10 protein-coding genes are annotated in these 12753 nt (G+C 47.2%); 7 read left to right on the top strand and 3 right to left on the bottom strand.

Features of this window, described 5'->3' with window-relative positions; translation table 11 throughout:
• Positions 1 to 4 precede the first annotated feature (4 nt).
• Positions 5 to 436 (top strand): Lrp/AsnC family transcriptional regulator, encoded by a 432-nt coding sequence (locus tag V6669_RS05965; RefSeq protein WP_338591724.1) that lies wholly within the window; start codon positions 5 to 7, stop codon positions 434 to 436.
• Between the two features lie 34 nt (positions 437 to 470).
• On the opposite strand, the gene V6669_RS05970 is transcribed toward V6669_RS05965, so the two are convergent.
• The 3 genes from V6669_RS05970 to V6669_RS05980 form a co-directional block, all read right to left on the bottom strand.
• Entirely contained in the window at positions 471 to 971 is a 501-nt protein-coding gene (locus tag V6669_RS05970) for a hypothetical protein (protein WP_338591726.1), read from the bottom strand.
• A 104-nt stretch (positions 972 to 1075) separates the two neighbouring features.
• Positions 1076 to 2893 carry an ABC transporter ATP-binding protein gene (locus V6669_RS05975; protein ID WP_338591728.1) on the bottom strand — a complete coding sequence of 606 codons (1818 nt, stop codon included), beginning with the start codon at positions 2891 to 2893 and terminating at the stop codon, positions 1076 to 1078.
• A complete protein-coding gene (locus V6669_RS05980; RefSeq protein ID WP_338591730.1) occupies positions 2886 to 4628 on the bottom strand; it encodes an ABC transporter ATP-binding protein in 1743 nt (580 codons plus the stop codon). The genes V6669_RS05975 and V6669_RS05980 overlap by 8 nt, the downstream gene beginning before the upstream one ends.
• Positions 4629 to 4989: 361 nt before the next feature.
• Between V6669_RS05980 and V6669_RS05985 the strand changes: the two genes are divergently transcribed.
• From V6669_RS05985 to V6669_RS06010, 6 genes are all read left to right on the top strand, one after another.
• Positions 4990 to 5913, top strand: coding sequence for an S-layer homology domain-containing protein (locus V6669_RS05985; RefSeq protein WP_076319033.1), 924 nt, complete (start codon positions 4990 to 4992; stop codon positions 5911 to 5913).
• Between the two features lie 824 nt (positions 5914 to 6737).
• Complete coding sequence (locus V6669_RS05990) at positions 6738 to 7709, top strand: ABC transporter permease subunit (protein WP_133386662.1); 972 nt, start codon at positions 6738 to 6740, stop codon at positions 7707 to 7709.
• A 15-nt stretch (positions 7710 to 7724) separates the two neighbouring features.
• Positions 7725 to 8633 carry a carbohydrate ABC transporter permease gene (locus tag V6669_RS05995; RefSeq protein WP_338591739.1) on the top strand — a complete coding sequence of 303 codons (909 nt, stop codon included), beginning with the start codon at positions 7725 to 7727 and terminating at the stop codon, positions 8631 to 8633.
• 41 nt (positions 8634 to 8674) lie between these two features.
• A complete protein-coding gene (locus V6669_RS06000) occupies positions 8675 to 10270 on the top strand; it encodes an extracellular solute-binding protein (RefSeq protein WP_338591741.1) in 1596 nt (531 codons plus the stop codon).
• A 107-nt stretch (positions 10271 to 10377) separates the two neighbouring features.
• Positions 10378 to 11664, top strand: a complete 1287-nt coding sequence (locus V6669_RS06005) for an alpha-L-fucosidase (protein ID WP_338591743.1) — start codon at positions 10378 to 10380, stop codon at positions 11662 to 11664.
• Between the two features lie 63 nt (positions 11665 to 11727).
• Positions 11728 to 12750 (top strand): carbohydrate-binding family 9-like protein, encoded by a 1023-nt coding sequence (locus V6669_RS06010; protein WP_338591745.1) that lies wholly within the window; start codon positions 11728 to 11730, stop codon positions 12748 to 12750.
• Positions 12751 to 12753: the final 3 nt, after the last annotated feature.

Below are 12753 nucleotides of genomic sequence, written 5' to 3' on the forward strand. Positions count from 1 at the left end.
CAAGATGAATGAAATGATAGATGCCACAGATATACGTATTTTGCAGATTCTGATTCAAGATGCTAAACGTTCTCACAAAGAGATCGGTGAAGAGGTTCATCTCACGGGACAGGCCGTTGGTGCAAGAGTGCGCAAGCTGCAAGATCTGGGTGTGATTGAAGGGTATACGGTAAAATGGAACCCGGAACGCCTTGGTCTCGGCCTACAAGCATTTGTCACAGTTTTCTTGAACTCTGGCGACAGACATGCTGCCTTTCGTACATTCATTGCTGAACGTGAGGACATCGTTGAAGTCCATCGCGTCAGCGGAGAAGGCTGTTATCTGATGCGGGTGCAGACCAGCACCACAGAACAACTTGGTCAACTGCTTGAAGCCTTGCTGCCTTACGGCAATTACAAAGTCAGCCTATCCATAGGTGTGGAGAAATCACAGTGATGTGGAGGGAACTTGTCCTCATCCATCCCGATACTCAACCATTTTGCTGCTGTTCCTGCAAAGTCTCCTGAAGCAAAGTCACTGCCTGGTTCAGCTCTTTTTTGCTGAGTAGATGATCCGTTTGAATATGAAACCGTGTGCCGTCTTTCAAGTACAGGACAAACATGGGAGAAGTAGACAGAAGCCACTTGCTGCGGGCAGGTGAGGCGAGTTCCACTTTGCGAATCCGGCTCCATGGAATCTTCCGTTTACCCTTGCTCAACGCATCATCATCCCAGGATAACAACACGGCGGGAGTTCTGGTTAGTCTTGAGACGAACATGAAGAACAACGGTCCAACAAACCACATACCCAGTACGGCTGCGATAGAATAGTAAATCGTCTCCAGTCTTTCGGCTTGTCCGTCCACGATGATCCATAATAGGCTCACGCACAAGAGAAGGAAAAGAAAGCATAAACTTCCTTTCCATAACGCAGTGCTGCGTTGGTAAAGAATCTGCTGATGGTCACGCTTGGGTGTTTCAGGTTGTTGCATACATGCTCCTCCTAATGAACAATGCTGATCAATATGCCAAACGTGCCGCCTGCATGAGCAGAGCGGCATGTTCAACGTTCTGTATTTACTATAACTCAGGTTCATTACCCTGATATAGCTGAATTTTTACCTGCATCACGCGCATGGGTGTACAAGTCGGCATACACACCTTTGGCTGCGATTAGTTCCTTGTGCGGGCCTTCCTCCACAATCTCACCATTCTCCATCACTAGAATTCGATCGGCATGCATCACCGTGGACAGACGATGGGCAATAACAATGGTGGTGCGTCCCTGGGATACCGATTCCAGCGCCTGCTGCACAAGCTGTTCCGTGTGTGAGTCCAGATTGGCGGTTGCCTCATCCAGGATGAGCACTCGGGGCTGGAACACCACGATCCGGGCAAAGGAGATCAACTGCCGCTCCCCGGCGGATAGTCCGCTTCCGCGTTCGGATAGATGCGTATCATATCCTTGAGGCAAACGTGAAATCATGGCATGTGCTCCGACAAACCGGCAGGCCTCAATCGCCTGCTCTCGCGTAATATCCTCACGAAACATTCTCACATTATCAATGATGGAACCGGAGAACAGGAAGGGTTCCTGTTGAATCAGACCCACGATCCGATGAAGCTTAGCCTGCGGCAGATACCGAATATCGGTACCATCAATCTCAATACTGCCCTTGTTTACATCATAGAAGCGATTGAGCAGGGAGATCAGTGTGCTTTTGCCAGCGCCCGTTGTGCCCACGATACCTACCATTTCACCCGGATAGAGGTGCAGGTTCATCTGCTGGATCAAGGGCCGGTCTGCCCGATAACCAAACGACACATCATTAAAATCAATCTGGCCCATCACATTTTGTGGTTCCAGCGAGGAGGCTATCCTAGGCTCAGGATCGGCAACTTCAGGCCGTGTATTCAGAATGTTCCAGATGCGATCCATGGATACGGTCGTGGACTGGAATGTATTCCATTGCATCGTAATCTGGTTAATCGGTTGAAAGAACTGGCGGATATAGCTGATAAACGCATACAATACTCCGACTTGCAGGGACTCACCCAGTACGGCGCGACCTCCAAGCCAGACCATCATGACCAGTGCTGCATTGCCAAGGATATCAAACGTCCGGTTGAATATGACATTGGAGCGGGCTTGAGCAATGTTGGCTTTCAGATGAAGCGCATTTTGTTCCGAGAAACGTTTCTTCTGTTCTTCTTCTTGGTGAAAAGCCTGAATCAGGAACATGCCGGACAGGTTCTCCGCCGTAAAAGCGATCAGACGGGAAAGCCGGGTACGAGCATTTTGATAAGCTTTCCGCAGTCGACTACGGAATAACACCGCAACAACCGCAATGACAGGCAAGACGATCAGAGAGTAACTCGCCAGTACAGGATCAAGCTGGAACATAAAGACAATAATGAGCACCAGCATCATACCATCTCGAATCAGACTGAGCAGTACTTGCGTGAAAAAGCTGCTGATGGTCTCCGTATCACTGGATACGTTCGTGACCAGACTGCCGATATGAAAGCGGTCAAAGAAGGACATGGACATTTTGGAGATATGTTTGAATAGGTCCTTTCTGATCCGGGATACAATGTTCTGTCCCACATGCTGCAACAGATTATTCTGGATATAGGTAAAAATAAAACTGATGACAGCCAGCCCGAGAAAGATGGCTGCGAGCTGAACGAGAAAGCCCACACTGGTCTGACCCACGGCCAGATGATCATCGATGGCGATCTTCACCAGATAGGGTTGCAGCAGATCTGCGGATATGCCAAGCAGTGAACAGAAGAAGATACCGGCAAAAGCCCATTTATGCGGTTTGGCGTATGCCATCATCGCTTTAAACGAAGTTCGTTTACTCTGATCGTCTTCTGCATCTGGGCGAAGTTCGGCGTTAGAGTTAGACATGATGTAATCCCTCCTCCTGCAAACGGTAGGTGGCCGCATATAACCCCTTGGCAGCCATCAGCTGAGCATGTGTTCCCTGTTCAGCGACTCGTCCGTCATCCAGCACGATAATATCGTCCGCATGACGGACCGCGCTGATGCGATGAGAGATAATCAATGTGGTTTTGCCCTTGCCGATTTCACGCAAACTGCGCAGAATACCACTCTCGGTGACGGCATCAACCGCGCTCATGCTGTCATCCAGGATGAGAAGCTGCGCCTTTTTGATTAATCCCCTCGCCAGACTTGTACGTTGCCGTTGTCCACCTGATAACGTGAGTCCTCGTTCGCCAAGTAGGGTATCGAAGCGGTCGGGAAAACGGACAATATTATCATAGATCATGGCCTGCCGTGCACTATGTTCCACTGTATCCAGCGATACTTCCCGGTCGCTGAATGCGATGTTATCCCGGATGGTGGTACTAAACAGGAAACCATCCTGAGGGACATAGGCGATGCGCGATCTCAGACTTTCCAGCGACAGTTGCCGAATATCGGTACCATTGATGCGAATCGTTCCTTCAGGTGGTTCATATGTACGCAGCAATAGCTTAACGAGGGTACTTTTACCTGACCCGGTCTTGCCTACAATACCGACCGTTCGCCCGGCACGGATATTGAGTTGAATGTTTTTGAGAGCAGGAGATGAACTGCCAGGGTAGGAGAAGGTTAGATTCTCCATCGTGATGTCTTGTACGGTTTGGAGCGCTGTCGCTTCAGGAAGTTCACGTACATCCGCTACTTCGCTGAGCAGGTCATTCACCCGCTCCAGTGATGCGCCTGAGCGCTGAACGGTATTAATAACATTGCCGATCTGTTGAAGCGGTCCCATAATAATGCGCAGATATAAGGTTAAGGCGACAAAACTCCCGAGTGTAATAGAATTCTGCATGGTCATAATACCTCCGACAAGCAGAGAAACGACCAATGAGATAGCTCCCAGCAGCGGGAGCAAAGCCTGAAACAACGAGGACAGACGAACCAGTCGAAGCTGTTTGCTCTTGATTGCATCGACGGTAGTTCCAAAGCGTGCACGAGCACTGTCTTCAATGGCAAACGTCTTGGTTACGCGTATGCCACCCAGCTGCTCTTCTGCTGATTCCGTCATGGTTGCAAGAGCTTCCTGCACGTCGCGAGAGCGCTTGCGAATCCGCGGACCAAAAAACACGACCAGAAATGGAATCGCCAGCAAAGGAACAACACTGATTAGAATGAGCGTCAACGGAATCCCGCTAAGCAGCATCATGACAATGCAGGACAACAGCAGGAAGGTGGCATTGGTCATGAGTGTCACGCCATTAGATATCGCTTCACGTACGGAAGTAACGTCATTCATGACATAACTGAGCAGCTTTCCGTTCCCCTGTTTGGAGAAATAATGTTCGCTAAGTTCGGAAAACTTACTGAATATACGCTCACGCGTCATGAATTCGAAGCGTCGACCGAGCTTCATAATCATGAATTGCCCGGTACCGAACAGCAGATTATACCCGATGGCAATAGCCAAAAGAGACAGGCTGTACCTTACGACCGTCTGCATCTGAAGCGTGTTCTGCATCAACTGATCCGTGAAGCTGCCGAGTATCCGGGGCAGGGATGCTTGCCCGACATTGGAGGCAATAATCAGAAGAACAGCAACCAGATAAACAGGCCAGTTCGACACAACATAACCGCGAAGTAATCCTTTCTTGGACATAAGCGTTGTTCTCCTTTTGTTATAGGTGAAGTCAGTTCAGGCAGGTGAAGTCAAGAAAAGGGCCGACACCTGTTATTAGCGCGTCGTGCCCTCTTACTGTATGCGATCTAGTTCGTTGTTTATCCGTCATCCGATAGATTTCTCTATTCTTATTTTTGCGCTAATCCGATGGGATGTCAACGAAGCCAGTTAGCAAAAAGCAGGTGATCGGATTAGCGACGTCGGAAAGGAGCTCTATGCCGTGTTCCCGTGTTGTATTCACCAGATGTCGAAATTACTGAAACATTTTTCGTGGGTATGCCGTCTGTAGGAATGAAGAGGTAAAAAATAGGCTTTACTAATCATATGGAGGTGCCAGGAAATGAAACATAAAAAAGGTTTGGCTGCAACACTTGCGCTCTGCGTTTCTTTGACAGCAGGAGGTGCATCGGTATTTGCTTTCACAGATGTGAAGGATGAAGGTCAGAAGTCGATTGTGGATTCATTGAAATCAAAAGGCATTGTTAGCGGAGTAACAGCGGATCTGTTCCGTCCAGATCTCGCATTGTCCGAGCCACAGGGTGTTCAACTGATTGTGAACGCATTTGGTCTGAAAAATGAATTTGCGGAAGCATCCGCTCAGAATAAAATCAGTCCGGATACGTGGTATGCCGATGCGGTGCAGGCCGCTACTCAGAATGGACTGTCCATTCCGGTAGAATTGAATCCCCAAGGCAAGATGACACGCGAGCAATTTGTTATTTTGCTGCATGAAGGCATTAACACAACCGGGAATTATCCGGTCATCATGAAGTATAATCTTGTTAAGGACGAAAATAAAATCGGTAAGGACGCCATATCTGCAGTCCAGAACTTGCTGAACATGAACATCATTGAACTGGATAAGGACGGTAACTTCCGTCCAGATCAGTCGCTTACCCGTATGGAGGCTGCAAGCATGATCTTCAATGCACTTGAATTTGTGGATAAACACGGCAATGGCGGCTCGACAGAGCCAGCTCCAACTACTCCAGGTGAAGGCCAACAAGCGATTGTACCTGAAGTAACAACGACGAAGGTTGATGACAAAACAACCAAAGTTAAACTCAGTGCTGAAATGCCGCACCCTGGTTATGGATTGAAGATTGATGATGTGAAATTGGAGAAGGATGGACGCGCTATCGTGCTCTATTCCATTATTCAACCTGATCCGGACATGATGTATCCGATGGTTATCACAAATGTGACTGCAGAAACGGATATCCCAACAGGGTATACAGCAGAAGCTCAACCTTCTGGTAAGTAAATTCACTGCAAACCCTATAAACTGAACATGGTTAAAACGGATGTGAATCTTCAAAACCACTCTCCATATATGTATGGAGAGTGGTTTTTTATTTGAGTTGAAACTGTACACAGGTTTTTATATGATCATTTATATTACATGTAGTGTAATTAATTATGTCATAATTTATGAATGAAATGGATATCTGCTTAGGTTGTAAAGCCAGTTCGTGTTAGCGGAATGGCTTTTTTAATGGTCTTTTCCGAAATATCTACTGTTTTCAGATTTCACACCTTGTGCAAAATCTACATATATGACTCCATATTTCCAGTGTTTATAAGCGTTTTTGTATTATGAAGGCAAGATAAAAACAACATATATACGAAAGAGGGAGGAGAAATATAGAATAAAGGCAAGCCATTACAGGCTTGTAGTATGCGAGAGATGTATGATAGATAATATAACATTGAATCACATCGGTAAAACCTTGAAACCTGCAATCCTTAGAATTCAGTATGATGCTTGTAGACTTGAATACCGTGTCCAATGCGTATATGTGGATTTTGACTTTAAGGTCTGTTTTCTAACCTAAGTTCAGATTCGATATCTTTCAGGTTCATGTGATGAAACTCTCAATGACAACTACAGGAGGGAAATAGGTCAAATTCTACATGTTTTACAACCCCGAAATGACAATGACAAGCTGGCAACAAAAGTGTAAACCCCTGTTGTAACAGTATATTCCGTGATTTTAGAAGTGAAGATTGAAATGGCATATTTACGGATTAGGCAATGAACCATAAACTCGGTATGTAAGCGTTACCAAAAAAAGGAGGAAACAACTGATGCAACCAGATGGGAAGTCCGCCTTATCGCAAAACTTATCGGTATACACCAATCCGAGCAGTAAGAAAAATAAATTATGGAGAAGGACGATTCGGAACTGGGAGTTGTATCTGTTTATTGCGCCAGCCTTTTTATACTTTCTGATATTCCATTATGGTCCGATGTACGGCATACAAATTGCATTTAAAAACTTTATCCCAACGCTTGGTGTCACAGGAAGCCCATGGGTCGGATTCGATCATTTCATCCGTTTCTTCAATTCGTATTATTTCTGGGATCTACTATGGAATACCCTTAGCATCAGCTTGTATGAGCTGGCTATAGGTTTTCCACTGCCGATTATTCTGGCGTTAGCGTTCAATGAAGTGAAGGATTCCTTCTTCAAGCGTACTGTGCAGACCGTCACGTATGCACCGCATTTCATTTCGGTTGTTGTGATGTCGGGGATGATCATTACCTTTTTATCACCCTCGTCAGGCATGATTGTCAATTTGGTACAGGCCCTTGGATTTCAGTCCCCTCAATTCCTGACGGACCCTGCGTGGTTCAAAACAGTGTATGTACTGTCGGGAGTCTGGCAAAGTGCAGGCTGGGGCACCATTATATACCTTGCCGCTCTATCGGGTGTGGACCCGCAACTGCATGAAGCGGCTGTGGTGGATGGTGCGAGCAGGTTCAAACGGATTTTGCATATTAACATACCAGCGATCATCCCTACGATCACCATCTTGTTAATTCTGAATATGGGCAGTATTCTGGGCGTCGGATTCGAGAAAATCCTGCTGCTGCAAAATCCGCTGAACATGGGCTCGTCCGATGTCATCTCAACATTTGTCTATCGATCCGGTCTGGTCGATGCGCAGTACAGTTTCTCTACGGCGGTGGGGTTGTTCAACTCCGTAGTTAATGCGATTCTGCTTATTACCGTGAATCAGATTGCACGCCGCACCAGTGAAAACAGCCTGTGGTAAAAGGAGGGAATACACATGTCATCCGCTGTGAAAGAAAGCAGAAGTGATAAATTGTTCTTATTGTGCAATTACATCTATCTGACGGTAGCGCTCATCATTGTGCTGTATCCGCTGTTATACATCATCAGTGCTTCAATCAGTGATCCCAAATATGTAGCCTCCGGTGAGATGTGGCTACTGCCAAAAGGGATTACGTTTGAAGGTTACGCCCGGGTGTTTGAGAACACCAACATCTGGATTGGGTACAAAAATACGATTATCTATACCGTTGTAGGCACCATCGTTAACCTGATTGTTACACTACCGGCAGCCTATGCGCTCAGCCGCTCGGATTTTGTGGGACGTGGATTCTTCATGGCGATGTTTATGGTAACGATGTTCTTTGGCGGAGGGCTTGTCCCGAGTTACCTGCTGGTTAAGGATCTTGGTATGGTGAACAGCATGTGGGCACTTATTCTGCCCGGGGCTGCATCCATCTGGAATATTATCGTATGCCGGACGTTCTTTCAATCGACCATTCCCAAGGAGTTACAGGAAGCGGCGCATATTGATGGGTGTACTAACACTCGATTGTTCATCAAGATTGTGCTCCCGCTTTCCATGCCAATCATTGCAGTGATGGCGCTCTTCTATGGAGTCGGACACTGGAACAGCTATTTTAGTGCCATGATCTATCTGAATGATTCTTCCAAGTACCCGCTGCAGCTCTTTCTGCGCCAGATTCTGGTGCTTCAAGAAATGGCGGCTCAAGGGGGAGGCGCTATCGATACGTCTTCAGCAACGGCGATGAATACCAAAGCGGAGATCGCTGCACTGGTCAAATATGCTGTCATTATTGTTGCCACCCTACCGGTCATTGCGGTGTATCCATTCCTCCAGCGTTACTTTGTACAGGGTGTTATGATCGGTTCCGTTAAGGGATGATCTTAATCCATATACCACATTAAACAAGGGGAGTTGTTGTCATGAAAAAGCTTCGTAAGGCTTCATCCATTACACTCTGTCTCACCTTATTCGCAACATTGCTTGCAGCTTGTGGTTCAACCAATGAAGACGGAAGCACGACCTCCAAAGTAGAGGGGGTCAAAAAAGAAGGTTTCCCCATTGTAGACAAAACACTAACGTTAAAGGTCATGTCCCAGGATGCGGGCGTGGCCGATTGGAGCACCATGCCTGTGCTGCAAGAAATGGAGAAACTGTCGGGCATCAAGCTGGAGTACCAGCTTTCACCGATCGACAGCTTTGAAACGAAGAAAAATCTGGTTTTCGCGAGCGGAGACTTGCCGGATATGTTCTATGCTGCGGACCTCAAGCCAGCCGAACAGGTGACTTATGGCAGCCAGGGCATCCTGATCCCGTTGGAAAAGTACATTGACGAAGGTTACGCACCAAATATCAAAAAGATACTCGATGAGAACCCGGATGTCCGCAAATCATTTACAACACCAGATGGACATATGTATGCACTCCCATTCATTGATAAAGCGGCTGTGTGGTATAGAGGGCCAATGTGGTACAACGGGGAATTCTTGAAGGCACTTAACGTAGAAGAGGCTAAGACCACGGAAGAATTGTATACCTATCTCAAGCGTGTAAAAGAAGAAGATCCTAATGGCAATGGCCAGCAAGATGAAATTCCGCTTACTTCTGTGAAACTGGATGATCTTCGCATGTTTTTCTTCGGCTTCTGGGGAATGTACAACGAAGGCATCTATTCCGATAAGGACGGTAAAGTTCACTATCCTTATCAAGAAGAGGGCTACAGAGGTTATCTTACATTCATGAACCGCTTGTGGAAGGAAGACTTGCTGGATCATGAGACCTTCTCTCAAACAGGTGATCAGAAAAAAGCAAAAGGTGAAAGCAACAAACTTGCACTGTTCAACGATTACCATCCATACTTCACGCTCGGCGGTGAGCCTAGCACGGATCATCCGCTGATGACACCGGTGAAGAGCGAGGTGGCAGATTCTCCGGTATACGGCAAGCATCCGGGCATGTCGGCTCGCGGTACTTTTGCTATTACGAGCAGCAACCCGTCACCCGAGGCGACGATGCGATGGATCGATTACTTATACAGCTATGAAGGTGCGACTCTGTTCAATCAAGGTCCGGAAGGTGTGTTATGGCAATTCAAGGACAAGGAAAATCACGTAAAAGAGTGGCTCCCCGTTCCTGGCGGCGGTGATCGTGAGGAATACCGGGGTAAAATCACGCCGAACTTTGGTATCTTGACACCGGGTATTAATGATCCGGATGTAGCTAAGGGTCTACGCACCGAATTTGATGAGTGGATTGACCAGCAGAATCAAGAGAAGTTGGTACCTATCGGAAAAGCACCATTTCCTAACGTTTATTTGACGAATGAAGAGCAAAGCGAAGCAACCGCTCTATTGTCTGATCTGGATACGTACGTTAAACAGATGGAAGCGAAGTTTGTGACCGGCCAGGAACCACTTGAGAACTGGGATAAGTACATTGCACAGATGAAGAAAATGGGCAGTGACCGTATCATCGAACTGTATCAGGGGGCATATGACCGCTGGAATTCGGGGCAATAAAGCCTATCGAGATACATCCCATGCAAAAAGACAGCAGTTAGCTTCAATAATGTTAGCTGCATTAAATTTTTCACATATAAGAATTCTCGGGGGAGGTGTGGAGCGTTATGCAGAAATGGTTTGAAGAAGCCAAACTGGGGATATTCATCCACTATGGCATCTATGCGGTGGACGGGATTGCGGAATCCTGGTCCTTCTATAATGGCAGAATATCCTATGAAGAATATATGAAACAGTTGGATGGTTTTACGGCATCGGAATTTAATGCTGAGAAGTGGGCGGACTTGATTGAGAAGTCTGGTGCCCGGTATGCCGTATTGACAACGAAGCATCATGATGGCGTGGCGTTATGGGATACGCAATATAGTGATCTCAATGTTGTCAAACAGACATCAGCGAATCGTGACATTGTGAAGGAATATGCGGAAGCGATTCGGGAAAAGGGCATTCATCTGGGGATGTATTTCTCGCTCATTGACTGGTCACACCCGGATTATCCTAGCGTGTATGAAGGTGGAAAAGTACCGGAGGATCTCAGTAGTGTCAACCGGCATTCAAGTCCTGTGGACGGCGTTCAGGATCAGGCAAAGTGGCAGAAGTTCCTGCAATTTAATAACCATCAACTCGGAGAGATTTTAACAAATTACGGAAAGGTGGATCTGCTGTGGTTTGATGGGGATTGGGAACGGAGTGCCGAGCAGTGGAATCTGCCGGAGTTCAAGCATTATCTGCAATCTTTTAACCCGGATATCATCATCAACTCCCGCCTTCAAGGTTATGGGGATTACAAAACGCCTGAGCAGGGCATTCCGATCACAAGACCGGAGGGACCTTGGGAATTCTGCACCACGATTAACACATCATGGGGTTATGTGCCAACCGATCATAAATATAAATCCCTGAATCAGATCATTCGAATGTTCTGCGACTGCATTTCCATGGGTGGTAATATGTTGCTGGATATCGGTCCGCGTGAAGATGGCACCATCGATCAGAGGCAGGAGGATATTTTGCTTGGGCTGGGAGCATGGATCCGAACCCATGAAGAGGCCGTCTTCGGAACGGGTGAAGGCATTATGCCTCGCTATTATCTGGGGGGAAGCACGGTATCCCAGGATCGAAAGACGCTTTACCTGTTTGTGTATGACGATCCAAAAGAGAATGTGTGCATCAAGGGGCTCTGCAATCCGATCAAGAAAATTACCGTGCTGCATTCGAGCAAAGAGCTTAATCATGAGATTCATGGGGGCGTGCCTTGGTTCAATATCCCGGGAACAACTTGGATTAAGATGACCTCGAAGGATACACATGAACAGGTGACCGTTCTTAAGCTCGAATTTGATGAGGAGCTGGAAATGTACGGCGGCGCTGGAGCCGTTGTCACCCATAACTAACCATTACGGGGAGGGCATGTGCCGATAGATGCATGCCCTCCCTTACGAATTGGAGAGAGTGACATGAACCGAAGTGGAGTGCCAGAACCCAGGATTGAGTATGCTCCCAAACATTATATATGCAAGCGTGCGCAGGAACCACTGGTGTTAGATGGCCGTGTGGATAAGGCATTTTGGGATGCGGCCCATTGGACGGAGGATTTCGTTGATATCGAAGGGGATCTTCGTCCAAAGCCAGAGAAACAGACACGAGTAAAAATGCTGTGGGATGACGACTATTTTTATTTTGCTGCCGAGCTGATTGAAGATCAGATATGGGCTACCCTGACTGAACGTGATTCCGTTATTTTTTATGACAATGACTTTGAGATTTTTATCGATCCCGACGGGGATTCCCATCAATATTATGAGTTCGAGATCAATGCGCTCAATACGGTATGGGACCTGTTATTAGTGAAGCCGTATCGGGATGGTGGGCCTCCGGTTAACGGTTGGGATATTAGCGGTCTCAAGACAGCCGTATATATCGATGGGGAACTGAACAGACCTGGTGCAGAGAACCGGAAATGGTGCGTGGAAGTCGCGATTCCCTGGGCCAGTCTAAAGGAATGTGCCGAAGGAAACCGTCCACCTGCGCCGGGTGAGTTCTGGCGTGTCAACTTCTCGCGTGTGGAGTGGCAGACGGAAGTGCAAGACGATGAGTACCGCAAGGTATTGAATCCAGAGACGGGTAAACCTTATCCCGAGGACAACTGGGTGTGGTCACCTATGGGCATTATCAACATGCATTACCCGGAGTTATGGGGTTATGTTGTATTCTCGGATGACGGAACGGATCAGTCATTTGAATTGCCTGAAGACGAACGAATCAAATGGGAGCTTCGCAAGCTTTATTACCGTGAACGTAATTATTATGAAAAGCATGGTGAATTTACCCAAGATGTGAAGTTGCTTATGGGTGAGGAATCGTGGAGCTGTGAGCCTGTTATTGAAACGACTCGCAGCCTGTTCCAGATTACTGCGCCGTCTTTGGACGGAACGGCCTTGATCTGTATTCGGGAAGACGGAAAGCTGTGGAAGGAGTGAGAA

The organism is Paenibacillus sp. Y5S-9 (assembly GCF_036894235.1).
Classification (GTDB): domain Bacteria; phylum Bacillota; class Bacilli; order Paenibacillales; family Paenibacillaceae; genus Paenibacillus.

Coding starts and splice junctions, on each gene's coding strand:
- V6669_RS05975 (WP_338591728.1), bottom strand. CDS start 2,893: ATGTCTAACTCTAACGCCGAACTTCGCCCAGATGCAGAAGACGATCAG.
- V6669_RS06010 (WP_338591745.1), top strand. CDS start 11,728: ATGAACCGAAGTGGAGTGCCAGAACCCAGGATTGAGTATGCTCCCAAA.
- V6669_RS06005 (WP_338591743.1), top strand. CDS start 10,378: ATGCAGAAATGGTTTGAAGAAGCCAAACTGGGGATATTCATCCACTAT.
- V6669_RS05965 (WP_338591724.1), top strand. CDS start 5: ATGAATGAAATGATAGATGCCACAGATATACGTATTTTGCAGATTCTG.
- V6669_RS05985 (WP_076319033.1), top strand. CDS start 4,990: ATGAAACATAAAAAAGGTTTGGCTGCAACACTTGCGCTCTGCGTTTCT.
- V6669_RS06000 (WP_338591741.1), top strand. CDS start 8,675: ATGAAAAAGCTTCGTAAGGCTTCATCCATTACACTCTGTCTCACCTTA.
- V6669_RS05980 (WP_338591730.1), bottom strand. CDS start 4,628: ATGTCCAAGAAAGGATTACTTCGCGGTTATGTTGTGTCGAACTGGCCT.
- V6669_RS05990 (WP_133386662.1), top strand. CDS start 6,738: ATGCAACCAGATGGGAAGTCCGCCTTATCGCAAAACTTATCGGTATAC.
- V6669_RS05970 (WP_338591726.1), bottom strand. CDS start 971: ATGCAACAACCTGAAACACCCAAGCGTGACCATCAGCAGATTCTTTAC.
- V6669_RS05995 (WP_338591739.1), top strand. CDS start 7,725: ATGTCATCCGCTGTGAAAGAAAGCAGAAGTGATAAATTGTTCTTATTG.